The organism is Gynuella sunshinyii YC6258 (assembly GCF_000940805.1).
Lineage (GTDB): Bacteria > Pseudomonadota > Gammaproteobacteria > Pseudomonadales > Natronospirillaceae > Gynuella > Gynuella sunshinyii.
Map to the genome: position 1 here is coordinate 5,369,950 of NZ_CP007142.1, position 25,762 is coordinate 5,395,711.

General features: G+C 50.2%; 21 protein-coding genes. 9 read left to right on the plus strand and 12 right to left on the minus strand.

Annotated elements, in window-relative coordinates:
* Positions 1-8: 8 nt before the first annotated feature.
* The 7 genes from csy2 to cas1f form a co-directional block, all read right to left on the minus strand.
* The gene (gene csy2, locus YC6258_RS22465; RefSeq protein WP_044618895.1) at positions 9-941 is read right to left on the minus strand and encodes a type I-F CRISPR-associated protein Csy2; all 933 of its coding nucleotides are present in this window, start codon (positions 939-941) and stop codon (positions 9-11) included.
* Positions 938-2,224, minus strand: a complete 1,287-nt coding sequence (gene csy1 / locus YC6258_RS22470) for a type I-F CRISPR-associated protein Csy1 (RefSeq protein ID WP_044618896.1) — start codon at positions 2,222-2,224, stop codon at positions 938-940. The genes csy2 and csy1 overlap by 4 nt, the downstream gene beginning before the upstream one ends.
* Before the next feature lie 25 nt (positions 2,225-2,249).
* Positions 2,250-2,468 carry a hypothetical protein gene (locus YC6258_RS22475; protein WP_044618897.1) on the minus strand — a complete coding sequence of 73 codons (219 nt, stop codon included), beginning with the start codon at positions 2,466-2,468 and terminating at the stop codon, positions 2,250-2,252.
* A complete protein-coding gene (locus YC6258_RS22480) occupies positions 2,461-2,880 on the minus strand; it encodes a PIN domain-containing protein (RefSeq protein ID WP_044618898.1) in 420 nt (139 codons plus the stop codon). The genes YC6258_RS22475 and YC6258_RS22480 overlap by 8 nt, the downstream gene beginning before the upstream one ends.
* Positions 2,877-3,104 (minus strand): type II toxin-antitoxin system VapB family antitoxin, encoded by a 228-nt coding sequence (gene vapB, locus YC6258_RS22485; RefSeq protein ID WP_044618899.1) that lies wholly within the window; start codon positions 3,102-3,104, stop codon positions 2,877-2,879. Before vapB ends, YC6258_RS22480 begins: the two co-directional genes overlap by 4 nt.
* 77 nt (positions 3,105-3,181) lie before the next feature.
* Positions 3,182-6,490, minus strand: coding sequence for a type I-F CRISPR-associated helicase Cas3f (cas3f, locus tag YC6258_RS22490; RefSeq protein WP_044618900.1), 3,309 nt, complete (start codon positions 6,488-6,490; stop codon positions 3,182-3,184).
* Entirely contained in the window at positions 6,487-7,446 is a 960-nt protein-coding gene (cas1f, locus tag YC6258_RS22495; protein ID WP_044618901.1) for a type I-F CRISPR-associated endonuclease Cas1f, read from the minus strand. Before cas1f ends, cas3f begins: the two co-directional genes overlap by 4 nt.
* A gap of 1,457 nt (positions 7,447-8,903) precedes the next feature.
* Here cas1f and YC6258_RS27650 point away from each other — a divergent pair.
* Positions 8,904-10,478, plus strand: coding sequence for an alpha/beta hydrolase family protein (locus YC6258_RS27650; protein ID WP_052830492.1), 1,575 nt, complete (start codon positions 8,904-8,906; stop codon positions 10,476-10,478).
* On the opposite strand, the gene YC6258_RS22505 is transcribed toward YC6258_RS27650, so the two are convergent.
* Complete coding sequence (locus YC6258_RS22505; RefSeq protein WP_169749011.1) at positions 10,432-11,112, minus strand: GntR family transcriptional regulator; 681 nt, start codon at positions 11,110-11,112, stop codon at positions 10,432-10,434. The two genes, YC6258_RS27650 and YC6258_RS22505, sit on opposite strands and share 47 nt — an antisense overlap.
* 246 nt (positions 11,113-11,358) lie before the next feature.
* Between YC6258_RS22505 and YC6258_RS22510 the strand changes: the two genes are divergently transcribed.
* From YC6258_RS22510 to uxaC, 6 genes are all read left to right on the plus strand, one after another.
* Complete coding sequence (locus YC6258_RS22510; RefSeq protein WP_052830493.1) at positions 11,359-12,342, plus strand: C4-dicarboxylate TRAP transporter substrate-binding protein; 984 nt, start codon at positions 11,359-11,361, stop codon at positions 12,340-12,342.
* Between the two features lie 81 nt (positions 12,343-12,423).
* Positions 12,424-12,912 carry a TRAP transporter small permease gene (locus YC6258_RS22515; protein WP_044620321.1) on the plus strand — a complete coding sequence of 163 codons (489 nt, stop codon included), beginning with the start codon at positions 12,424-12,426 and terminating at the stop codon, positions 12,910-12,912.
* Positions 12,909-14,186, plus strand: coding sequence for a TRAP transporter large permease (locus tag YC6258_RS22520; protein ID WP_044618903.1), 1,278 nt, complete (start codon positions 12,909-12,911; stop codon positions 14,184-14,186). The genes YC6258_RS22515 and YC6258_RS22520 overlap by 4 nt, the downstream gene beginning before the upstream one ends.
* 92 nt (positions 14,187-14,278) lie before the next feature.
* Positions 14,279-15,487 carry a D-mannonate dehydratase ManD gene (manD, locus tag YC6258_RS22525; protein ID WP_044618904.1) on the plus strand — a complete coding sequence of 403 codons (1,209 nt, stop codon included), beginning with the start codon at positions 14,279-14,281 and terminating at the stop codon, positions 15,485-15,487.
* Between the two features lie 3 nt (positions 15,488-15,490).
* Positions 15,491-16,966 (plus strand): mannitol dehydrogenase family protein, encoded by a 1,476-nt coding sequence (locus tag YC6258_RS22530; RefSeq protein ID WP_052830495.1) that lies wholly within the window; start codon positions 15,491-15,493, stop codon positions 16,964-16,966.
* The gene (gene uxaC / locus YC6258_RS22535) at positions 16,959-18,371 is read left to right on the plus strand and encodes a glucuronate isomerase (RefSeq protein WP_044618905.1); all 1,413 of its coding nucleotides are present in this window, start codon (positions 16,959-16,961) and stop codon (positions 18,369-18,371) included. Before YC6258_RS22530 ends, uxaC begins: the two co-directional genes overlap by 8 nt.
* A gap of 33 nt (positions 18,372-18,404) precedes the next feature.
* Here the strand turns inward: uxaC and YC6258_RS22540 are convergent, their stop codons facing one another.
* On the minus strand, positions 18,405-19,061 hold the full coding sequence (locus YC6258_RS22540; RefSeq protein WP_044618906.1) for a TetR/AcrR family transcriptional regulator: 657 nt from the start codon (positions 19,059-19,061) through the stop codon (positions 18,405-18,407).
* A 299-nt stretch (positions 19,062-19,360) separates the two neighbouring features.
* Between YC6258_RS22540 and YC6258_RS22545 the strand changes: the two genes are divergently transcribed.
* A complete protein-coding gene (locus YC6258_RS22545; RefSeq protein WP_052830496.1) occupies positions 19,361-20,758 on the plus strand; it encodes an NAD(P)-dependent oxidoreductase in 1,398 nt (465 codons plus the stop codon).
* A 21-nt stretch (positions 20,759-20,779) separates the two neighbouring features.
* Positions 20,780-22,054 (plus strand): NAD-dependent dihydropyrimidine dehydrogenase subunit PreA, encoded by a 1,275-nt coding sequence (gene preA / locus YC6258_RS22550; RefSeq protein WP_044618907.1) that lies wholly within the window; start codon positions 20,780-20,782, stop codon positions 22,052-22,054.
* 381 nt (positions 22,055-22,435) lie between these two features.
* Here preA and YC6258_RS22555 read toward each other — a convergent pair whose 3' ends face one another.
* The 3 genes from YC6258_RS22555 to YC6258_RS22565 all read right to left on the minus strand — a co-directional run bounded on the left by YC6258_RS22555 (position 22,436) and on the right by YC6258_RS22565 (position 25,760).
* A complete protein-coding gene (locus YC6258_RS22555; protein ID WP_044618908.1) occupies positions 22,436-23,401 on the minus strand; it encodes a transposase in 966 nt (321 codons plus the stop codon).
* Positions 23,402-23,715: 314 nt separating this feature from the next.
* Entirely contained in the window at positions 23,716-24,942 is a 1,227-nt protein-coding gene (locus tag YC6258_RS22560; RefSeq protein ID WP_044618909.1) for a hypothetical protein, read from the minus strand.
* An 11-nt stretch (positions 24,943-24,953) separates the two neighbouring features.
* Positions 24,954-25,760, minus strand: a complete 807-nt coding sequence (locus YC6258_RS22565; RefSeq protein ID WP_052830497.1) for an outer membrane lipoprotein-sorting protein — start codon at positions 25,758-25,760, stop codon at positions 24,954-24,956.
* Positions 25,761-25,762 lie beyond the last annotated feature (2 nt).

A 25,762-nucleotide genomic window follows, 5' to 3' on the forward strand; every position in this document is an offset into this window, starting at 1 on the left:
CCTCTCAATTAAGCTTCATTGCTGATGATTTTTTGGGTACAAAGGTACCAATCGTCCCGAGGTTGGTACTGCCAGAATAGCGGGTCGAGGGTGATAAATTTGTTTAAACTGATCCATTCACCGATGCCGTATACGGATTCTACAAACTGGAATGGGGTATTGGGATCCCGGGCATTGGCTACCTCGCCGGCCGGGTACAAAGGTGAAATGCCTTTATAACCGGTCATAATCGGCACCAGATAGCCTGCTGCGGGTTTGGGTTTGTATTCCCATTTAGCCTTGGTGGATTCTGTCGGTTGCTCGTTGGTTTCAGAATCGACGACGGGTCGATATTGCAAGGTACAGAAATCCAGAAATGCATCGAGCATACTTGCCTGCGGATTTTCTTCCATTAATGCCTGATGATGGGACCATAACAATTCGCTGCGGTCTATGAGGGTGTAACCCGGCAACAGTGAGAACAATAGCCGACGAGCAGATTTCTCATCCTGGCAATCGTCCTGTATGTCAATGCCCCGCCAGGAAATGACAGATCCCCCTGCAAGCCTGAGCAGCGGCAGTTTTTCCGCGATAAATTCCGGAACGTCAACGTCGTCATCACGATCCAGAAATCCCTCAATCTCGATGATGAGCGATACTTCCAGATGCATTTTACCTTCTTCATTAAAGGGTGCGGTTTTGCCTTCTTTGGTCAGAGGATTACGGGTCAGTGCAAAAACCTGATCGCCCCAGGCTTTGGGTTGCTGACTTTTAACCTGATGACTGTGGGCAATCACACAGCAGCGCTTGAGACAGAGATGCTCAAATTGAGATTGCATCATTCGTGATAATGCATGGGTAAACCCCAAAAAGTGTGTCATCGCCGGAAAACCATAGGTTATGCCAGAAATGGCATTGGCATTTTCAACACTGACTCGACGCAGGATCAATAACGATTTCATTGACCAAATCCCTCCAGTTCTTTGCGCAATGCGTCTTTGGCTTCTCTTTTCCAGACGCCATGTTCGGGGGCCGCCACATTGAAACCATAGTAACGAAGTTGACGATTCAACCAATGGGCAAATTGATTAGCCAGATCATCGAGCCATTCGCTTTGCTCACGAGCCTGCTGGAATTCAACATCAGGACAGTCAGGATCAAGCCAGTATTTTTCGGTATCGGAGATATGTGATTCCACACTCCACCCCGGATTTGGCAAGGCTCTGATGCTGGCACCGGTCAGCACAAACATTTCAATGAGTGCATCAACATAGTTAGCCCGCCGGTTGCGGATCTCCATATTATTAAAGTCTTTTGCACTTCTTAGTAATTTCACCAATCGTTTGACCGTGGGTAGCGCCTGACGGGTATAACGCCGCCAGAAAGCAAAACGGGTCATCGGTGGTTTAAGCTGGTTCTGCCACGCAGGAGGCTGGGCATTAAACAGAAAGGTTTTACCACCGCGCAGGCTATTGAGCTGAGACACATTCTGCGGCTTGGTCCCTCCAAAACTTTGCACAGCCATACCCGGAAAGTCGATGGTTGGCTGGTTTGCATATAAACCTTTTTTGCGCTGCTCTCGCAGATGCTTGCTTTCTTCTGAAAATCGATGATGAATAATCCGTTCATGAACGGCCTGTACCAGAGACGAGGAAAACAACGCACCTAACAAATGATAAGTGTTCCCTTCTACCGGGAAAAACACCTGCTTGGCCAGCCTGTGAGAACTGGGATCGGTCACTTCAAAAACCCGACTGAAGCCCTGCAACCACTCATTCAGTTGTTCATCACTTTCAGCGAAGGCGGTTAGTGCCGACGCATCTTTGTTAGCCAGGCACTGATACAGAGTCTGGCCACCTGCAGATAATTTCAACAGCCCGGCAATATCAAGGGCAGCCGCATTACCGGTAATATCAATGGCACGATCAGGCAAACTGGTGGTGCACAGATATGGCATTCGGGAGTCGTTTTCGGCATCGCTATAAATGCTGGAGCCTTTGGCATCACCATGGGTATATTTAAGCGCGTGAGTCACGAGCTTGATCTGACCGGCACGGCTGGCGGCATCCGTCAGCCAGACCGGTGGCGAGAAACGTTCGAGCTCCTGCTGTCTTGCCAGACTCAGTTCGCTGTCGCTCACTCCCGCCTGTTGCTGCTTTTTCTGTTCTTTATCCAGCTTTTCAAGGCGGGCATCCGCCCTTTGCCGGATATAGGTTTCAATCGCAGCAGTTAAGGGATGCTGCATAAAGACCTCCTTTTAGTGATTCACCTCACCTTTCCGCTACAGCCTCTGGAGAAGAGAAGTTAACGTTTAATTCGCCAATAAATATTGGCTTTGCTATCAGCGCTACCGACTGGTAGCTCAGAAATAAGTAGTTGCGGTTCTTATCGCTAAGTTCACTGCCGCACAGGCAGCCCGCCGCCCCTCTCCTGGGGCGGCACTCTGTTCTCACATCACCACCTGCCGGCATCAGTTCGCCTTTAATCATTGGTCCAGTCCTCGACCCGCAAATCAGGCACTCGGTTAAATTCCCGGGTGTTGTTGGTCACCAGCACGCAGCCTGCTGCGATGGCATTTCCGGCAATGGCTGAGTCATTGGCTCCGATGGGTGTCCCTTGTTCGGCAAGGTGTAGTTTGATTTGCGTGGTTGCGTCGACGGCGGCTTTGTCCCAGGGCAATACGCCGTCTATGCGCTTGATAAACTCATCAACAATGACGGTGTGCCTGGGAGAGGCTTTCTTGCCAATAGCGCCAAAACGCAGTTCGGCGTAGGTAATCGCCGATATCACCAGACGATCCTTGTTTTCAACATGGCCCTGTAACACTTTCAGCAGAACTTCCGGACGCTCACGCATGATGAATGAGCAAATGTTGGTATCGAGCATATAAGTCTTTTTCACAACTCGACCCTGCCCTCTTCAATAACGTCGGTACGTTCACTCAGAAAATCATCATCTGCCTTGTCGACTTCAACAAAGCTGGTCCAGGTTTTTCGAAGCGGCCTCAGGATAATGGCATCGCCTTCCCGTATGATTTCCACTTCTGAGACACCGGTAAATTCGAACTCTTTGGGTAGTCGAACGGCCTGATTTCGACCATTCTTGAACAATGAAGCTGTTTTCATTTTTTACCTCGATCCTATTTTTGATATTGACCGTGTTGAGTCTATGCCCAGAAAGGCATATGTCAAGCATATGCCAACTAAAACAACGGACGATATATGCCAAAAACCGGGGAATACACCAATGATCGTTCGCCTGCCTGATCGACCCCCACAACCCTCATCTCGGTGAACTTATTGCTGGCGTCCTGCCAACCCATATTCGATGTCTCCACGATATCAGCCAGAAGATCCACGACACTCAGGTTTAGCCAGGGACAGACGCCAGGAGGATAGCTATCGGTATTATCCGGAACGACAGCGACAGGCTTGGGTTCCTGACCTTTACCAAAGTCGATATAGATGTCTGGCTCATCCAGCTCATCCTCCAGTTTCAGAAACAGACGATCATCCGCTCGCGATTGGCGAAAGCGGGTATTACGCTGAAGCTCGGCGCTCCAACTGACGGGCTGTTGCCACCAACAGGCAGCGGAATAGGTTATTTTGTCTTCATAGCCATGAATAACGGCTCGTAGACATGCATGCTCCAGGTGAATCAGATTTGAACTGGCATTTAGCTCTTCTGGTGTTTGAATCCGGGGAATGGCGGTAATGCAGTCAAGCACGCCAGTTTGTTGTAGTGGCTGGAGATCTTTATCGGTCAATTTAAAAAACGGCGTTTCAAAACCAGGCTGAGTATAGGCCAGTGAGTGTCCTGTAAGGGCACGGTAATTCTGGTTGAGAATCAGGATGTTGGGCTCCTGGCAGATTTTATCCCGATGACGCCATACCCGGCCGGCCAGCTGAATAATGGAGCGCATGGAGCTGGGTTCTACGATAGCCCAGTCATAATCATGATCCCGACCCACTTCGGCCACGGCCGTGGCGAACACAACAAAAATATGATGCTGTTCCGGGTATGCAGACAAGGCCTCAGCAATCTCTGGCTGCTGCCAGATAGCGGACTCATCATTACGTTTCAGCACGGCATCCAGCGCGCGCTCCATACTTGAGCGCACAATTAATGGATGACGGCTGTGGTAGATACAAAAATGCAGGCGATAATTCGCGGATGCCGGTTGGCTCAATAACTCTGTGGCCACCGCAACCAGTGGATTAATATTGGCCATACGAACCAGACCAATAGAAATTCGCTTATCCGTTTGCGGCTGAGTCAGGTGGTAACGTTGATGCAAGGTATATATTCCACGATTAACCGTCGCAGCTACCGCGCTAATGACTTCTTTGGGCCGGGATCCGGAGACATCAACCGGCAATAATTGGGCACGTCGTTTAACCGGTTGCTTGGCCAATTCCTGGCAGCGCCCGGTTACAAATTTTTCATGCGCGACCTCAAACCCGGAAAGCGTTTCAAGGGTCGCCGCCACGGGATCAATGGTTTCATCAAACCAGGCACAACACACATGATCTGATCGAGGCTCACCGCAGGCACGGTTATAGTACAAACGCCCTTCTCTGTAGGCTTCAAATAACCCGGATACCTCAACAGGCATCAAGGTCGCGGATGAGATCAATACCCTGGCACCGAGCATGCCTGCCCAGTTAACCAAACGACACAGCGCGGGAATGTCCGCTTTATCAAAATCATCAGGCTCATCGAGAATCAGGTCGGAGGTTAACAGGCGCAACATGGGCGCAATTTGCTTGCCACCACGTTCGCCTTCGGTGGCCGGCATGATGTGATCAATCGTACTGACAAGCACCGGTGCACTGAGTAGTTGCTGCAAACGCGGCGAATTTTCCAGCCATTGTTTCAATCGGCTATCGTACATTTCACCTGCATAACGAATCACCTGATTGCTATCCACCAGGGATTCTGCCGATGCACTGCCCGATGACTCCCACTGGCTGTTTTCATAATATTCATGGAGTTGTCGTATCGCCTGAGATCCGATCATGGTGGCAATGTCGTCATCACCCAGCCCCAACAGGGACATTAATGCATCACCGGTTTGTTGCGTCAAAGTACGCAATCCCAAGGCAATAGACACTCGACAACCGATTTTCTGATCGGCCAGGGCATACATGATTTTCATATTGGCCAGGGTTTTTCCACAGCCAGTCGATGCCATATTGACACCAAAAAATCCGTGTTCGCCAGCATCTTCTTTAATGGTTTTTGCCAGACCGACTGCACTGTTCTGCCAACGAAAACGGTCCTTTGCGGTGTTTTTCTCCAGACCTTTTACCAATGCCAGTGAAGGCAGGGAGCGTTTCAATGATGACAACTCTTTGGCAAAGAAATTAGCGTTACAGGCCACCCCTATATTGTGCTCATCAAGTTTCTGCTTGAGCTTGCCACCAGCCAGCCGGTCGGTATTGGCATAACACAAGTACTCAGTATCCTGCCATTTTTCGGTTACCGCACTGGCGGAATACACATGATCAGACAGCATCAATACCAGACGGGCCATATGACAGGTAAAACGGTCCTGTAACCACTTGGTGCCTCCCGCCAATAACTGATCATGGGTCAAAGCACGTTTAGCCAACTCATGTGCTTTTTGACACCAGCGATGACTGCGAATTGGGGTACCACCAGGAAATTGCCAGTTCTGTTTTATGTGCAGGGTCTTAACTTTGTCTGATTCTGCGTTACGGGAGTTCCAGTCCCAACGGAAACACTTATCCAGCCAATATTCTGCGTACTCGACCGGAGGGACACGATCACCAGACATTTTTGAGGGTATATGTTTAGGCAAGCGATGATGAGAAACGATCAGCCATGCCACTGCTTCTGCAACAGGAGGAAGACCGGGGAAAGGGCTTTTTTTCCTAAGCTTGGGATCTTTTTGTTCTGCCAGAAAATCATCTTTTTGCAACTGAGCCAGAATATTTTTTTCGTCGGACGGTTTGATGGAGTGTAATTTGTTGAGCCACTCCTGATCAGTGATACCACTGCTTTTAACCAATGCTTCAAATATCCGCAACGAAACCCATTCGTGCCGGTAGGGTTCAAACCCGAGCTTATTGTTGCCCTGAAGCTTGTCCTGAAACAACAGCGATGCCTTACCCAGATCATGAAATAATCCAGCGATAGCTGACAGTAAGGTAATCACATAAGCGGTATTCCAGCTCACGTCCATCTCCGTTTTAATACTGGTATTCACAGTACGATTGACGGGTACACGCCCTGAAAGATCAAACTTGTCACGCCTGCCCACCACCCAAACCAGCTCACTACGCGAGCGGGAACGAATCCAATGACAACTCACAGCGGTATTTTTACTCGCGCTTTTGCGCAGTAGTTTTTTGACGGCCAGCAATCCTTCGTGGGTGATCACGGTCTGCCAGGTGTTGTCTCCGATGCGGTCGGCAAACGCATCGAGCACTCTGCGGGTGCGGATGAGGGACTTTTTTTCGCACTGGGAGATAAACGTGACCATCATGATTTTGATTCCTGCCATTCCGTTGTCAGGGCAACGTTTTTGGTTTCGTCAAACATGTATTCCAGGGCTTTGTGATCAGTAAAGGCTTGCAAGCATTGTTGCCGGAATTCCTGTTCACTCATGTTTTCTTTGGCGCAGATGAATGCCCAGGGCAGGATCAGGGCATCTTTGATCAGATCGGCAATATCAAACACCAACGCGCCTCTTCGGGTCTTCCCGTGCATCACCGCAAAACCATGGGGAATGCCGAGCACCCAGAGGGCGGTGGCGGCCAGTCCGTAAGCCAGATAGTTACCGTGATTCAGAAAGGTGTTGGCGTTATCCACTGCGTCCCGTTCGCGGGTAAATTCACCATAGCCGGTATGGCGGGCGGCAAATTTGTAGAGTTGTTTGGTGAGTTGAGCTTCGGTCTGTAGCAGATCGCCCACTTTGCGGGCGCTGTGAATTTTCTGTTCGAAAAGGTTGAGCGCCTGTTCTATGTCGCTGTGGGTGCTGTCAAACCCTTCGGCTTTAAGGTCGCGGTCCTTACGCCACACCTGACGCAGAAAACGGATTCTGGCGTGTTGGAATTGCCTGGCCGCCTGCAGGCGTTTGTGGTCATCAAACCAGAACTGCATCCAACCCTGCAGGTATTCTGTCGGCCGGTATTCGCTTTGCGGGGTCAGCCATTCGATCTCGTTGGCCATCAGCAATGGTGTGCCACCACCGCCACAGAATCCGACCAGTACTCCGGCCTGAGCAAGCATTCTCATGGCCGCCTGGGTGATGGAGGTACCGGTGCCCAGCAACAGGCAGGTGGTGTTGGCGATTGGAATGTTCCAGTATTGATTTTCGTGCCGGGCTTCGGTCAGGTACAGCACGCGACCGTCTTTCTGCATCACCCGGCACTTTTCCAGGTAGTAGATATTTGCCCGCTTGGAATGCAGTATGGCTTTCAGGTCTGTCAATTGTTCCATGTTGTTTTTCCTGTTTTTCCTGTTCTGCCTGTTAACGCAATGCGGAGATTGTTTGCAATCTTCCCCAGTCCCTCAAGACTGGTCATATTCACAGGTCAACTGTATTGACACATCATTCCATATATCCCCCAAAATAGTGGCAAAGCCTGTTCACGTGTGTCATGTCATTTGACACATGTCCGCAAGTATTTGTGGTTGTGATCTGGTGTCGGGTTCGATAGTTGGGTACGAATAAGCCGTTGGGCGCGAATGACAGGTTGTGTTTTTGGCACCTTAAGTAACGATGAGCAACAACAAAACGGGTCAGTTCATTACAAAATATCACATAAAAAAGGTATTGTTTTTGCCCTTTTATGTTCAAACAAAGACCTCCTTCAAATGAGCAACTCCTGGCTCTTTTCATGAAGATCATGGCTAAAAACAGCCTGTCTCATCTAAAAAATACAGAGGTCTTTGAGGGGGATGTTGATCGATGAAGAGTTCGAATGGGATGCTTCTTGCGTTGATACCGTTTTTTAATGCGTCGGTGATGTTCATCGTGAAAGTCTTCCGTTACAGCGTCGGTCAATGCAAAATTAATCAATTGCTCTGGTATCGGCAATACGATTATTCTCATTAATTAGTATGACACCAAAATATCGGCTTTTTCCCCGATTTATTTCCAGCAACCCGGGTGTATTCATTTTTCTTAAAAAACACGGAGCGCGTTTATAGCGGATTAAGAAGCCTCTGAATAATCTATTAACCTGACAGGTATTTATGGCGGGTTAATAGTTGTGAGGTTAACAAGAAGAATGGAAAGCTGTATTTATGATCTGTGATCAACCGCCCCCTGATACCCTGAAAATAATTTTGGAAAACTGCTTATTTTATACTTTTTTTCCGTTATTAAAGATGACATTAATATTTATTATTTTTTGGTTATCGTAATAACACAAACCATTAGCAAGCCATTTCATTATCTTCGTACCCAAAACCGAATATGCGTGGATATGCGATATGCAGAATATCCAAAGCATTTGGCAAATCGTAAGCTCAATTGACTTCCCTAAAAACACCAGAACACGATGTTCTCCAGGAAAGTTGAGAGAATTTTTCAGGTCAAATCATGTTGTATCTACACCTTTCGAAGGGAGGCTCATGACCTGAAAGACAACTCATATTGTTAAGCCATGTGCAGATGATTGTTTATGCGAGATAGTCACTTCAACCAGCCTGTTGTACTATCTACATAATGCAAATGCGAATTTTTTTTCAGGTTCTGTTAATGCATAGAGGGTTTTTATCATTCTTTAGTCAGCAATTTAAGGTGAAGCTAATCCAGATCATTTTTTATATAAAAAACCTTTCTACCATTCGTTTATTCATCACCTGATATTAAGGCAAATGCAAACCATTTACACTCCGATAACCATTGAGTGCAGTTGTTATATCTGCGAGTACAAAAGGATTCTGAAATGCCCAAACCAGTAAGGGTACTCAAGCGATTATGTCGACCTTCCTGCTTTAATATTCGTATATTTGCCATGTTTGCCATGGTAGCGGTTACAGCGGTCACCTGTAGTTCGCTCGATACGCACTCAACCATTTCAAGCAGTTTTGAGAATAACCTGCGGGTGATAGACGCCAGGCCGGAGCAGGATTTTTACTGGCCTTATCTGTTGTATATTCCGGATCATGTCCGTTCCTTCCAGCAGTCTGCGAATATTCTGGTGTTGCCGAACAATACCGGTTCCAGCTCCGACAATTTCGCGGTTCATTTTGCCGCGGCGGAAAATCAACTGCGTCCGGTGGCCCAGACGGTAGAGGATCAGAATTTGCCATTCATTCTGCTGACACCGGTATTCCCACGTTTTTCGAATATTCATGGCGGCTGGAAATACTATACCCATGCGCTGGACCGGGATTCGATGCTGATCAGCAAAACCGATAAAACCGCCATCAGCATTCACTGGCAGGGTAACTGGCTGACACAAAACCACGATAACTACATAAGTTATTCTCTCGATCATTTGTTTGTTGTGCAGGACAACATGATCTATCGCTGTGAAGCGGCGGACTTCAAACCGCAAAGCCATTTCAAACAGGTTGCGGAACTGGATATGACGCTGGTGTTTGAATCGGGTTTCAATGCTGACAGGCCGTTCAATCTGATGGAGTTGCCTCGTGATGACGGCTTTATGTTTAGCGATCTCTATAAAGATTCAACGGGCACCATCGTTAATCCGGAAGATGACCGGCATGACGGTTTTCGGGTGACTCAGATCCGTCGCCTGAGTGATATGAAAAGTGATATGGATATCCCGTTATTGTGGAACAAAGATGGCGAGCATTTTCAAAACAGCACGCTGAAATCGATAAAACGCCTCGACCTGCAATTGATCGCCATGATCAATGATGCCAGGCAACAGCTAAACAATGAGCTGGCGATGGTCGTGCCGGAAAAAGTACTCATGGCCGGCTTTTCTGCTTCAGGTATGTTTGTTGATCGTTTCAGTTTTCTGCACCCTGAACAGGTCAAAGCGGCAGTCATCGGTTCTCCGGGCGGCCTGCCCATGTCACCGGTGCGACAGTGGGATCATCAGGCCCTGCGCTATCCTCTGGGTGTCAGCGATTATGCTGAACTGACCGGCCGACCTTTTGATCAGCAGGCGTTTGCACAGGTTCACCGGCTGGTGTTTCTTGGAGCCAGGGACAATAACGACTCCGTCACTTACCGGGACAGTTTTGATGTCGAGGATGAGGAAGTGGTGTTTAAAACCTTTGGGCGTTCGATGCAGCAGCGTTTCCGGGTGGTTGAGGATATTTTTGCCCATGAGGGTATCCGTAATACCCGTTTTGTGCTGTATCCGGATGTCGGTCATGAAATGACCGACGATATCAGGCGCGAGGTTGTGAGCTTTCTGTTGCAATGGTCTGAACAGTCTGTACCCAATAAATCCGCAACCACAATGAGTAAGGAGCGCGAGGCTCCTCCCAGCCGGATCACTGTTGGAAATAATCCGGATACTGCTGTTCCAATTCATCAATAACCTGATGAATACTGGACAGATGGGATTGCATGGCCGCCTCGGCCTGCGCCTCTGAACCTGTTTCCAGTGCCCGCACGATCGCCGTATGCTGTTCGATCAGCTGAGGCACTGGCGAGGCATGCGGCAGACTCAGAAAGCGCACCCGATCCATTTGCGCTTTCTGGGATTCAATCACCGACCATGCGCGGATCAGGCCGATGTCTTCGGCAATGGAGTAATGAAACTCTTCATCGAGCAGCAGAAAATCTTCAAAATGATCCCGGTCACAGGCATCTTTTTGCTTTTCCAACAGCATGTTCAGGTGAATCAGGCAGGCTTTGGAAATTTTTTGACAGGCTTCCCGTACAATGGCCGCTTCCAGCGCCCGCCGAATAAAGCTGGATGCCTCTACTTCGGTACGGGATATTTTCACTACAAAGCTGCCTTTCTGGGGTACAACTTTCAGCAAACCAACCTCTGACAACTTGATCATGGCTTCGCGCACCGGCTGGCGGCTGACTTCGAAGCGTTCTGCAATTTCTTTTTCCGACAGCGTCTGACCCGGCTTCAGATTCAGGGTGACGATGTCATGGCGCAGTCGTGCATAGATCTGCTGCGCCTTCGGTAAATGACTTATATCAGAGAACTTACGCAATATTCCTCCCGCAGCCTTGGCGGCGTTCATTAACTACCATACTAGTATGGTAATCAAAAATTTAATTCGATAACATACCCGTCAGGTTAAACAGGCAGATATTCATACCTGCCCCGGCTGATGCAATGAGATCAGAAAATAGCCTTCAGCCAGCCCTATCGCCTGAGCGAATAAAACAAAAACAACATAGTAACCGCATCCGGTCCGGATCCTTCGATTGGATGCTCAGACCTTGGAGACCAAGCCATGATTAACAAAAAGAAGTGGATTGCAAATTTATCCGTGCTGTTCGGCGGGGCTTTAGTCGCCGTTTCGGCAATGGCAGCCCAGTATTCTCTTAATATCAATATCGCCCTGACCCAGGATGACCCGATGTACAAAGGCCTGGAGCGAATGAAACAGCGGGTTGAATCGCGCACCAACGGCAAGGTGGAACTGCGTCTGTTTACCGGCTCCCAGCTCGGTAAAGACGAGGATGTGCTGGAACAGGCGCGTGCCGGAGCAAACGTTGCAGTACTGGTTGATACCGGTCGTCTGGGTGTGTTCACGCCGTCACTGGCGGTGCTCGGAGCCCCTTATATCGTGCCCGATATTTCCAAGCTCGATACGCTGGTGACGTCTGATCTGTTCAATGGCTGGGCCAGCGATCTGCGCCAGAAAGCCGGACTGGAAATTCTGTCATTCAACTGGTGGCAGGGCAGTCGTCATCTGCTGACCAACAAACCCATCACTCAACCGGCTGACCTGAAAGGCATCCGCATGCGCACGCCGGGGGCACCGGTCTGGCTCGAAACCATTAAGGCCATGGGCGCCACTCCGACTCCTCTGGGCTGGACCGAGGTGTACACCGGTCTGCAACAACATGTGATCGACGGTGCAGAGGCACAAATGCCGGCGGTCTATGGTTCCCGTCTTTATGAAGTGATCAGTCATATCACCAAAACCGGACATATCCAGCTGATCTCCGGACTGGTCGGCAGCAGCCAATGGTTTGACACTCTGCCCGCTGAGTATCAGGCCATTGTCAAAGAGGAAGCTTTGTTAGCCGGCGACTATGCCACGGAGCTGACTCAGGCCAAGCTGACCGACTACGAAAACCTGATGGTTAAAGAAGGTGTGACGATTTCAGAGGTGGATATCACCCCATTCGTGAACGCCACTGAAAGTGTTTATCAAACTCTGAATCTGCAAACAGAACGCGAGCAGGTGATGCAGGTATTGGGTCAGTAAGACCAACCTCAATATCACTGGTTGCCGGACAAATACCGTCCGGCGACGCGCGGGTCGTTCATGTTTCAACAGGTGGCGTTGATGAAGTTTTTGATCAAATTTGAAGAATATGTCGCGATGAGTTTCCTGGCGCTGATTGTGTTGCTGGTTTTCATTGCGGCAACCATGCGCTGGCTGGGTCATCCGGTGATCTGGTCGGTGGATATGTCCCAGATTCTGTTTGTCTGGGTGTGTGTACTGGGTGCCAATCAGGCCCTGCGCAACGGCGGTCATGTGGGTGTGGATGTGATCACCCGCCATCTGCCGGTGCGGGCAAAGGCGGCGTTGGACCTGGTGTTATATCTGCTGGTCATTGCCTTCCTGCTGGTGCTGATTTACAACGGCGCCAAACTGACCTGGCTGAATGTTGAACGTCGTTTTGGTGACAGTGCCATCAGTTATGCCTGGGTAACAGTCGCGGTTCCGGTGGGATCTGCGCTGATGACACTTTCGTGTCTGGGCATCATCGTCCGGAAATTTCTGGTATTGACCGGCCACACAACAGATGCTCCACAGGAGGTGACGCAATGACTCTTGTGGTGATTCTGTTTGTGGTGCTGCTGTTACTGGAAATGCCACTGGCCTTCAGTATCGGTATTGCCGGTCTGAGTTATTTTTTGATGTCCGATTATCTTCCACTGACCATTTCGGTACAGAAAATTGCCTCCGCCAGTCAGAGTTTTCCATTACTGGCGGTGCCATTCTTTGTGCTGGCCGGCCATATGATGAACCGCACCGGCATTTCCGATCATCTGATCGGTTTTTCCAAGACCCTGGTATCGTGGATTTCCGGGGGACTGGCCCATGTCTCTATTGTGCTGAGTACGCTCATGGGCGGGGTATCCGGATCGGCCGTGGCCGATGCCTGCATGGAAGCCAGAGTGCTCGGACCCTCAATGATTAAATCCGGGTTATCACCGGGCTATACCGCCGGGGTCATTGCGGTGTCATCACTGATTACCTCGACGATCCCACCGAGTATCGGCCTGATTCTGTACGGCTACATCGGTAATGTTTCCATCGCCAAACTGTTTATTGCCGGCATATTACCGGGTTTTCTGATGATGGCACTGCTGATGCTGGCCGCCTGGGTTATCGCCAAACGTCGCGGCTATCAGCCGGAAGCCAGTCGTCGTCCAACTATTGGAGAAGTCTGGCGGGACATGAAAGACGCCAAATGGGCGCTGTTGTTTCCACTGATGCTGGTGGTCACCATCCGCTTCGGCATTTTCACACCTTCAGAGGCTGGCGCATTCGCCGTGGTGTATTCAGTGCTGGTGGGCTTTTTTGCGTATCGGACCCTGACGGTGAAAAAAATCATCTCAGCGTTGCATGAGAGCATGAATGACATCGGCATGATCATGCTGATTATCATGCTATCGGCTTTGGTAGGGTATGCGATTGTGTTTGAACGCCTGCCACAAAGTATTGCTGAAACCATGAACGGAGTGACCTCCAATCCAGATCTGATGTTGCTGCTGATTCTGGGTTTCCTGGTATTGGTTGGCATGGTAATGGAAGCCACCGTCAGTGTGCTGCTGTTAACCCCTATTTTTGTACCCATGATTCAGGTACTCGGTATCGACCCGGTGCACTTCGGCATTTTGATGATGATCGTGGTTACCCTCGGCGGCATGACACCGCCGGTGGGAGTCGCAATGTACTCCGTCTGCGGCATTCTCAAGTGCCCGACCGACCGCTACGTGATTGAATCACTGCCCTTTATTCTGACGATACTGGTGATGGTTGCAATACTGGCCATGTTTCCACACGTGGTGCTGTTTTTGCCGAATCTGTTGATGTAACGGTTGCCCTGTTAGCCTGGCACAAATGTTTGCCGGGTTAACAATAACACTGAGCGACCGTTTGTGGTCGCCTGATAAATCGGAATTAAATTATGAAAATCGTAGATGCCAAAGTGATTGTGAGTTGCCCTGGCCGCAATTTTGTCACCCTTAAACTGATCACCGATGAAGGGGTTTACGGAATTGGCGATGGCACCTTGAATGGTCGTGAAAAGTCCGTCGTTTCTTACCTCGAAGATTATGTAATTCCCTGTCTGATCGATAAGGATCCGCAGCGGATCGAGGATATCTGGCAGTATCTGTATCGTGGCGCTTACTGGCGCGGCGGCCCGGTGACCATGACCGCAATTGCGGCGGTGGATATGGCGCTTTGGGATATCAAAGCCAAAGTGGCCGGATTGCCGTTGTATCAGTTACTCGGCGGCCGTAGCCGTGATGGCATCATGGTGTACGCCCACGCCACCGGAGAGGACATTGCCGCCACCCTCGATGAAGTGGCACGTTACGTGGCGCTCGGCTATAAAGCGGTGCGGGTTCAGTGCGGCATTCCCGGTATTGCAAGTACTTATGGCGTGCCCAAAGACGGGAAACCCTATGAACCGGCCGATGCGGCACTGCCATCGGAATCCGTCTGGTCTACGGAAAAATACCTGAATTTTGTTCCCAGATTGTTTCAGGCCGTGCGTGACCGTTTTGGCGACGAGCTGCACGTTCTTCACGACATCCACCATCGCTTGACTCCCATAGAAGCCGCCCGGCTCGGCAAGGACTGCGAGCCTTATCATCTGTTCTGGCTGGAGGATGCGGTACCGGCAGAAAATCAGAGTTCGTTCCGGTTGATCCGTCAGCACACTACGACCCCACTGGCCGTGGGCGAAGTTTTCAACCGCATTTACGACTGCCAGCAATTGATACAGGAACAATTGATCGACTATATCCGCTGCTCTGTCACCCATACCGGTGGTATCACTCACATGCGCAGAATTGCGGATCTCGCGGCGCTGAACCATGTCCGTACCGGCAGTCACGGGGCAACCGATATTTCACCGGTGGGCATGGGCGCGGCCCTGCATTTTGACTACTGGGTTCCCAACTTTGGCATTCAGGAACATATGGCGCACAATGAGCAGACCATGGAATTATTCTCTGTGGATTACTCATTTAAGTCAGGCTTTTTCACTCCGGGAGACAAGCCTGGCCACGGTGTCGATATCGACGAAACGCTGGCAGCCAAACTCCCCTACCAACGGGCCTGCCTGCCAGTCAACCGCCTGGAAGATGGCACACTCTGGAATTGGTAACTCATGCAACTGACGCATATCCCCAGTACTTATCAGCCCACCAACCCTGCAAAAACCATTGTTCACATTGGCCTGGGCGCGTTCATGCGCGCCCATCTGGCGGTATATATTCAGCGTTATCTGAACGAATACGGCGGCTGGCAGATCTGCGCTGCCAACATCCGCTCCAACCGGACCATTGTTGAACAGCTTGAGCAACAGCACGGCCGCTACCATGTACTCGAATGCGCCAGCAGCGAACAGGCCGTTTTACGGGAAATCAACGCCATTCAAACCGTTCTCTATGCGGCAGGCGAAGACCACAGCTGGAAACTGGTGGACCGCATCGCTTCAGTGGACACCCACCTTATCACCCTGACCATTACCGAAAAAGGCTACGGTATTGATCCGGCCACGCTGGCATTTAAGAACACCGATCCCGGCATCGCCCACGACCTTCAAAATCCGGAACGGCCCATATCAGCCGCCGGCATTCTGGTTCGTGGTTTGAGTGAGCGACGGCGTCTGGGGTTGCCTGGGCTGACGATTCTGAGCTGCGACAACATGCCTCATAACGGCCGCTGCGCCGAACAGATGGTCTGCGGACTGGCCGAGCGACTGGATCCATCACTGGCAGAGTGGATACGACAGTCGATCAGCTTCCCCTCCTGCATGGTCGACCGCATCGTGCCGGCCATGACGGCGGACTCCAGCGCACAACTGGCTGATGCCTGCGGCCAGCAGGATGCTGCCGGCGTGGTATGCGAGGCTTTCAGCCAATGGGTGATTGAAGATCAATTCTGTCAGGACCGGCCGGACCTCGATAAAGTGGGTGTCCTGTTAACTCAGGATGTGGCGCCGTTTGAGGCCATGAAGCTGCGGATGCTGAATGGCAGTCACTCGTTACTGGCCTATCTCGGTTATCTGAGTGGTTTCCAGTTGGTCTCTGAAGCCATTACCCATCCACCGTTGCGTAGTCTGATTCGTCATTACATGCTCGAAGAGGCACAGCCGACCCTTGGGGCCATCAAGGCCGAGGTGGATCTGCCGGGCTATGCCCGTGATCTGATCGCGCGCTTCGAAAATACCAGCCTGAAACACCGCACCTATCAGATCGCAATGGATGGCAGCCAGAAGATTCCCCAACGCTGGCTGCAAGGTGCCCAGCAGTTGTTTGATCAGGGTCAGTTCCCGCATTGTGTCAGTCTGGGGCTAACCGCCTGGCTACTGTATACTCGCGGCCGCAATCTGCAGGGCCAGCCATTTGAACTCCAGGATCCAATGGCAGAGACACTGCTGGCGCTGCATCAGCGCAACCTGTCGGTCGCCGCACTGGTCACCGAATTTCTGGCACTGCCGGTATTCGCATCACTGTCGGCGGCACTCAAACAGGCGCTGAGTCAGAATATGGAAAGACAACTGGAACTCTTCAACCAGCTTGGCCTGAAAGAGCTACTGCAACAGACCCTTACAACCATGGAGCAATCAGCGAATGAGTAATTTCCTAACCGAATCGTTCCTGCTCGACACCGATATTGCCGAATTCCTTTATCATGATGTGGCGAAAGATATGCCAATCATTGATTACCACTGCCACCTGCCAGCGCATGAAATTGCCGAAAACATCCGTTTTCGCAATCTGACCGAAATCTGGCTGGGCGGTGATCACTACAAATGGCGGGCACTGCGCACTAATGGCATCGATGAAGCCCGGATCACTGGTGATGCATCCGACCGGGATAAATTTCAGGCCTTTGCCGAAACCGTTCCTTTTACGCTGGGCAATCCCATCTATCACTGGACTCACCTGGAAATGCGCCGTCCATTCGGAATTACCGATGTTGAGCTGAACGGTGACACCGCCGAATCCGTCTGGCAACGGGCTAATGAACTGCTGGCACAGGACAACTTCCGTGCCCGGGGCATTATGGAACAAATGAATGTGCGCATGGTTGGCACCACCGATGATCCTGTTGATGATCTGAGCGCTCACCGGAAAATTGCCAAAGACGGCTTTACCATCAAGGTACTGCCAAGCTGGCGCCCGGACCGCTGCTTCCTGATGCAGGCGGAAGACTATCCGGCGTACATCGAAAAACTGGCCAACGTCAGCGACACAGATATCGGCAGCTTCCAATCACTCTGCCAGGCGCTCGATCAGCGCCTTGAACATTTTGCCAGCCATGGCTGCTGTATCGCCGACCATGGTCTCGACAACATGGTGTACGGCGAAGCATCCGAAGCAGAACTTGATCGCATTTTGCAGGCCCGTCTGGCCGGACAAAAACCCAATGCCGACGCACAGGCCGCCTTCCAGGCAGCGGTACTGGTGTATCTGGGCAAACGCTACCATCAACTGGGTTGGGCGCAGCAATACCATATCGGCGCGTTGCGCAACAACAACGGTGCCATGTTTGCGTCTCTGGGTGCCAATACCGGTTTCGATTCCATCAATGACCGCCCTTATGCTGAAGCGTTGTCGCGCCTGCTGGATGCCCAGGCAATCAGCGGCCAACTGCCAAAAACCATCCTTTATTGCCTGAATCCCAGTGATAACGAAATGCTGGCAACCATGTGCGGCAACTTCCAGGGCGACAAAATGGTGGGCAAAGTGCAGTTTGGTTCCGGCTGGTGGTTCAATGATCAGAAAGACGGTATGGAGCGACAGCTGCAGCAACTCGCCCAACTGGGATTGCTGAGCCGTTTTGTGGGCATGCTGACGGATTCGCGCAGCTTCTTATCCTACACCCGGCACGAATACTTCCGGCGCATACTGTGCCGCATGCTGGGGCACTGGGTCAGAGACGGCGAAGCACCGAATGATAAAGTCCTGCTATCCAGAATGGTCAGCGATATCTGCTTTCACAACGCCAACCGTTACTTCAATCTGAATATTTCCATTTGATGCCTGCGGGCTGTGTGCCTGCATGGCCCCGATTTACACCTGGCTGATCCCGCACCCTTTCAGGACCAGCCGGGTTAACAGTTCGATACCTGCTTCAAAATCATCATTACTGAGCTCTGCTTTCTCCAACAGAATGCAACTCTGCACACTGAAATCAGCATAGGCCTGGGTGGACGACCAGAGCATGAACAGCAGATGTTCAGGACTGATCGGGTCCATCCATTGTTTGGCAATCCACTCGCGAAACACCTGACAAGTCTGCTGAAACTGTTCTTTTAACACCGTTTCCAGCTCTACTTTCAGATAAGGGGCACCGTGCAGGATTTCTGCCGCAAATATGCGCGAAGCATGCGGATGTTCCTTGGATTGACGGACTTTCTTGAGAATATAGTGCCTGAGCGCTTCACGTGGATGTTGCTCTGCATTCATATCACCCATACTCACCAGCCAGATACTCAGCAGCTTGTTCAATACACCTTTATACAAGGCTTCTTTGCTGCGGAAGTAATACAACACATTGGCTTTAGGCAAACCCGCTTCCTCAGCAATGGCTGAAATCGTGGTACCACTGAAACCACGTTCACCAAAAATACGTTCGGCAACCTGGAGAATCTGATCGGAATTGTCTTTGCGGATTTTTGCGAGACTTCTGCGTGGGCGTTTGGGTTTTGTCTGCGTGGTTGAATTCATAGCCTGCCTGAAAAGTAACAGTATCTGCACATGGAGCACTCTATGATGCCTGAAAAGAGTGCAAAGAACTCTGTTTCACAGCAAAATTTTTCCCTCCAATACCGTATAAATGCAAAAACCTGTCCCATTCTTCAGCAATAGTTTTCCCTTTTATTTCAGACAGTTATCCCATCAACCGAAACACCTGACACACAACTCCTGACCGCATGGTCAAAAGATGGCACATTGAATGCTAATTCCCACCCAGGGCCGGCACTCCGGCCATCCCCCGACATCAAGCATCTGGAGACAACCGAGAGATGACCACTTCCAACATCGCAGTACCAACGGCCGAGACGCCGTCAATGGACACCCACTCGCCTTCATTGGACACCCACTTATCGCCGTCTTCACTGGACACCCTGTTCAGTGATCTTCAACCACCGCTAACCGACCGTCAGGCCGCCATAGAAAGCGCCCGTTGTCTTTACTGCTACGATGCTCCCTGCATCAAAGCCTGCCCGACGGGTATTAATATCCCGAGTTTTATCGCCAGCCTCCACGCCGGCAATGTGGAAGGCGCAGCCCGGACCATTCTGGAAAGCAATATCATGGGCGGTAGCTGCGCCCGCGTGTGTCCAACAGAAATCCTGTGCGAGCAATCCTGTGTGCGTAACAAAGAGGCCGAATGCGCTCCCGTGCTAATAGGCAGGTTACAACGCTACGCCACCGACCACGCCAGCTTTACTGGACACCCATTTAAACGCGCTGAAGCCAGCGGTAAGACAATCGCCGTCATCGGTGCCGGCCCTGCCGGACTTAGCTGCGCCCACAGACTGGCCATGCTGGGTCACGAGGTTGAAGTATTTGAAGCCGAAGACAAAGCCGGGGGCCTGAATGAATATGGCATCGCCCGATATAAGCTGACGGACAACTACGCTCAACAGGAGGTGGATTTTATCCTCGGCATCGGCGGTATTACGGTACATAGCGGCAAAGCACTGGGACGGGATATTCAACTGGATACGCTGGTCACCGAATTTGATGCGGTATTTCTGGCCATTGGCTTACAGGCAACACGGCAACTGCAACTCGACCAAGAACACCATTCTGCGGTCATGGATGCGGTCGACTACATCAAAACCTTGCGTCAGGCATCTGATCTCAGCGAGCTGGTAGTACCTCAAAGTGCAGTTGTTATTGGTGCCGGCAATACTGCTATCGACATTGCCTGTCAGCTGAAACGACTCGGAGCAGAAGAGGTGACTCTGGTGTATCGCCGGGGTGAGCAGGACATGGGTGCTACACACCATGAACAACAAATCGCCAAACAACATCAAGTCCGCATTCGCACCTGGAGCCGGCCGGAAACGATCCACGTGGATGAAAACGGTCATTTGACCGGCATGACCTTCCGTCGCACCGAACTGCAACAGAATCACTTAGTGGACACCCACTTAAGTGAACAGATTGCCTGCGAGGCAATCTTCAAAGCCGTTGGGCAAACACTCTCTCTGCCTGAAGCAGATGATGTCGAATTACCGGTCATACAGAATGGCAAAATCCATGTTGATGAACACTTTAAAACCAGCATGGACAAAGTATTCGCCGGAGGAGACTGCACCGGAATCGGGCAGGACCTGACCGTGGAAGCGGTTCAACAAGGTAAATTGGCCGCTCTGGCGATTCATCAATCCCTGTGCCAGAAAACAGCATAAACAACATTCAGGAGTATTCTCATGGCCGATTTATCGACAGAATTCGCAGGCATTAAATCCCCTAATCCTTTCTGGCTGGCCTCTGCCCCGCCCACAGACAAACAATACAACGTCGAGAGGGCATTCGAAGCCGGCTGGGGCGGCGTGGTCTGGAAAACCCTGGGCGAAGACCCGGCAGCCGTCAACGTGTCTTCACGTTATTCCGCCACCTATGATGGCTTTGGCAATGTTGCCGGCTTCAACAACATCGAACTCATTACTGATCGCACACTGGAAGTGAATCTGCGTGAAATAGAAGCAGTTAAAAAGAGCTGGCCGGACCGGGCTCTGGTGGTTTCATTGATGGTACCGTGCGAAGAAGAGTCCTGGAAAAAAATCGTCAAGCAGGTTGAACAAACTGGTGCCGACGGTCTGGAGCTGAACTTTGGTTGTCCTCACGGAATGCCGGAACGAGGCATGGGCGCGGCTGTCGGACAGGTACCGGAATACGTCGAAATGGTCACCCGTTGGTGTAAGCAATACAGCACCTTGCCAGTGATCGTAAAACTGACTCCCAATATTACCGATATTCGGTTTTCCGCTCGGGCGGCACATCGTGGCAATGCTGATGCCGTATCTTTGATCAACACGATCAATTCCATTACTGGCATCGACCTGGACAACATGGTTGCCCGGCCCATCGTCGATGGTAAAAGTACGCATGGCGGCTATTGCGGACCGGCGGTCAAACCCATCGCACTGAACATGGTTAGCGAAATTGCCCGTGATCCGGAAACCAAGGGACTACCGATTTCCGGTATCGGTGGTATCAGTAACTGGCGTGATGCCGCTGAATTTATTTCTCTCGGCGCTGGTTGTGTTCAGGTGTGTACGGCGGCAATGATATATGGCTTTCGTATCGTCAGCGAAATGAAAGACGGTCTCAGCCGTTGGATGGACAGCAAAGGCTATGAAACACTGACGGATTTTCAAGGCCTGGCCATCGCCAATACCACCGACTGGAAATACCTGAACATGAACTACAAAGTGGTGGCCAGCATCGACGATGAAAAATGTATCGGTTGTGGCCGCTGCTATATTGGCTGCGAGGACACCTCTCACCAGGCCATAAAAGCCATTGCCCAGACCGATGGCAGCAATAAATTTGAAGTCATCGAAGCCGAATGTGTGGGCTGTAATTTATGTCAGATCACCTGTCCGGTAGAAAACTGCATCACCATGGTCAAACAGGACAGCGATAAGCCCTACATGAACTGGACTCAGGATCCTCGCAACCCATACCGCGATGCTGGCTGATCACCACACAAAACAACAGGCAGACCTCGCCAGGCCTGCCTCTGCCCATATCAATGATTCAGTTGATTCAGTGGACACCCACTGTAATTAGTTGGATGTAATTAGTTGGACACCCAACTCAAGAGTTTAGAGACTCTTTCAAGGACATATAAAAGAGGTTTAGAAAACGGTATTTAGAAAACACTCAATTCCGTCAATTGGATCAACGTTCACCATTTTTTTTATTGGACAACTAAAAAGCGCCCAAACAGAACAGCTAAGATGCTGATAAATTTAAAAATAGGGACTGAAAAGAGGAAATTGAGATCTATGAGTGAATTAAAAACACACCCAATTCTTTGGAGGGATCAAGTATTCTTTATTTAAGATTGGTTTTAATGATCAACCTGCCAACAAATTGGGCGGCATTCGATTCAGGTTGAAGCAATCTTTGATTCTTTCAAACGATGACTTTTGACCGGCAAAACATTTGAACTGTTTTTCAAAACGTTGGGTCAAACGATGCCATTGCGCCTCCGAGATATCCAGACGTGTAAGTATCGGTGGTTGTTGGTTATCAATGAACCCCGGTTTGTCTTCCCGCATGGCTCGTCCGGTCCAATCCACCAGTTCCAGATAATCTTTGAACGGAAAAGGTATGCCTTCCGGCATCTCTTGTTTGATATGACCGATAAATGGCATGAGCTCACTCGGTTGTTGACGGTTGTTCTGGATGGATAGGATACGTTTTTGAATCGAAGTGTGATCGGAGGTTTCAGGAGTGGCTGCGATGTTGGCCCGGACGGGATTGAGGTCGACATAGGCCATGCAGGCCATGAGTGCTTTTTCGTCCAATAATGCCTGGGATTTAAACCGGCCTTCCCAAAAGCGACCGGTGCACTGATCTTCCTGATTGGCTCGGCGGGCAATTCCTTCGTTTAACACCGCCATGAAACGACTGATGGAGGTTAATGTTTCGCGCCATTGTTCGACCAATGTCATTAATATTTTCTCCTCAGCCGGAGAGAAACGGTCACCGTTAAGGTAACGATGACTCAAGGGAACGCCTTTGTAGAGGCGATGCCAGCGGGTAATAACCTCTTCCATCGACCATTGTTCGCTTTGCCTGAGATTCACATGGAGCACCACATGCACGTGGTTGGTCATGACGGCATAGGCACAGATATCAATGGCGAAAATCTCACCCAACCATAACAAGCGGTCTTCGACCCATTGACGGCGATGTTCGTAGCTGATTTGAGTGAGAGGATCGAAACCACAGAGGAAAGCTCGTCGGACACACCGGGAGATACAATGATAGTACGGGGTGGCATCGAGTGATATTTGTGACTTCCTTGATCGGGCCATAACTCCATCCTGATAAATATACAGTATCGAATAATGCCTGCTATCGGAAAATTGATCAAGCCTTAACGTGGGTGTCTCAGAAAACTTTTAACGTGGGTGTCTCAGAAAACTTAGCTTGGGTGTCCCCTAAACTCTGAACGTGGGTGTCCCCGGAACCGGAACCGTAAAGTGGGTGTCCCACAAACTGCCACATGCTCTACTCTATTAATCAAACCAAAACGCCGAAGGGTCATTTGTGGCTATGAAGGCCAGGTGCCAGCTGCTGACTTGTAGAGATAGCTCAGGTATCCGGGAGATTTCTCAAGTACTCTGTTCTACCAGTGAAAGCTGATAGCAATATAACCGCTGTCTTTGTTTTCCAGTTCAGAATACCGGCTGTTTTCGTCGAAGGTGTGGTAATTCAAAAGGCCTATAGAAATCTTCCAGCCATCCAACCACTCGTATTCCGCACTGGTGTTTGTAACCAGTGCATCGTAACTCATCATGTAGGTATTTGATGTTGAGAGTGTCAATGAGTCTCTTAATAATGTGTATTGAGCAGAAAGGTAAAGTTGCTTACTGATTTCTCCTGCAATTTCGCTACGCATGGCTTCGATCTGAATTTGTGCGTTGCTGATGCCAGTGTAGGTGAGTCCCAGCAGGATGTCATTTCCGTCCAGTCCGGCCGCATGTTTTGGCCAGGTGTCGATACCTCGAAACCCACGTCCTTCTGTAAACACTCTGACAGCCCCTCTGGTAAAACCCACAGCCGCTCCCAAAAATTGTTCTGTCTGGTTCAACAGATTATTTTCAGCAAATCTTTGAGAAGGGTTGTAGATTTGTCCGCCGGCTACACGCCAGTCTATTGGCCCGGACTGGTAACCAAGCGCATATAAACCACGATCCCAGTACCACTCTGCATTGGTAGCCGGGTTCGCCATTTGGGCATACGGTCCTTTGAGGTATATCCGGTCATTTCGCTGTTCCGGAATAACAATCAGTCTATGTGTCCATTGATTGTCATGATAACTGATATCCACCGCAGCAACCGGAAGCTTCAGTTGCTGCAGGTTTCCATATCCTGAAATACGACTGTCCATCGGCGAAAACGCTTCCAGAACCCGACTGCCCTGTGCATATCCCAAACCGATTTTTTCACGGCCGGCTTTCACAGTCAGGTTGGTGTTTATTCGCCAATCCAGGTAAAACTCGCCGGTATGTAACTCTGCAGATCTGGATGTGCCTGTGCTGAAAAACTCATGGTTATCAGCCATACCATCGAGTTCAAACCGACCACTCAACGACTCCGCAAGCTTACCCTGCCAACCAAGGGTCAATGCCGCCTGGATTCGAGCGAGGCTATCATCTGCTGCGTCTTTGTCAGTGAGAACAAATGCGTCAATACTCAATGTGCCATACCAGGGCGATGGCTCCTGAACGTCACTCATATCAATATCCGTCAGGCTTTGCAGCCAGTCCGGCTCTTCTAACGATTCAGCTGGAGCAGTAACTGCGACAGCAATCAGCAGCAACGAATACTGCGTGGTCAAAAACAGTTTCATAGATATCGCTTTTACATCGGCGGGTGACGAAGCTGACCTGAGGTAAACAGGTTATCATCCTCAAGAGTGTTATAGACGACCTCGTTCAGCAGTAGCAGTGATGCATGTTCCAAACGCGTGCCTTTATAAGTTTTCATCGTCATGCGATACGGCGTCAGAATACCTTCTATATCACGAATATCCTCGACATTCAGTACTTTGTTTTTGCTGGAATCTGCAAGGTACAGATGACTTTGCACAGTCATATAGCTGTCTTTGGTTATCCAGTGTTCAACGCGGTCATAGCCTGTTTCGTCGATGATTTTTTGTCGAAATGACTCAGCCGGTACTGCTTCTATCCGGTAGCAAGGTTGTCCGTTGATGTCCGCATTTTCATCAATCAAGCGGTACTGCCACTCCTCAAGTTCAAATCCATTCATATCGGCGAAACTAAAATCCGATCCCATAAATGCATTTTTTTGATCACTGGCTGGCAGTCGGTCAACACGATCAAGCGCAGGCAGGTACATCCAGCTTTCATCATCCTTGCTGCTATCGCTCCAGTTATGGGACAAAAATGCAGTATTTCTGACTTCAGCGGGTTTCAGCATGTAAATGATGGATCTGGTGTCGTCACCGTATTCTTTGGAGAAGCTTTTAAGTTGTCGGGTCTTTTTCTGGTTTTTTGAATTTACCAGAATCAACGTTTGAAGGCTGGTAATACTGTCGCCATCATAACGTTCATCGACTTTTTTCATAATGTCATAGGCACGCTGATCCTGACCGGCAAGGCTCACACCAGTCAATATGACCAGTATGATTGAGACAATATATTTCATGT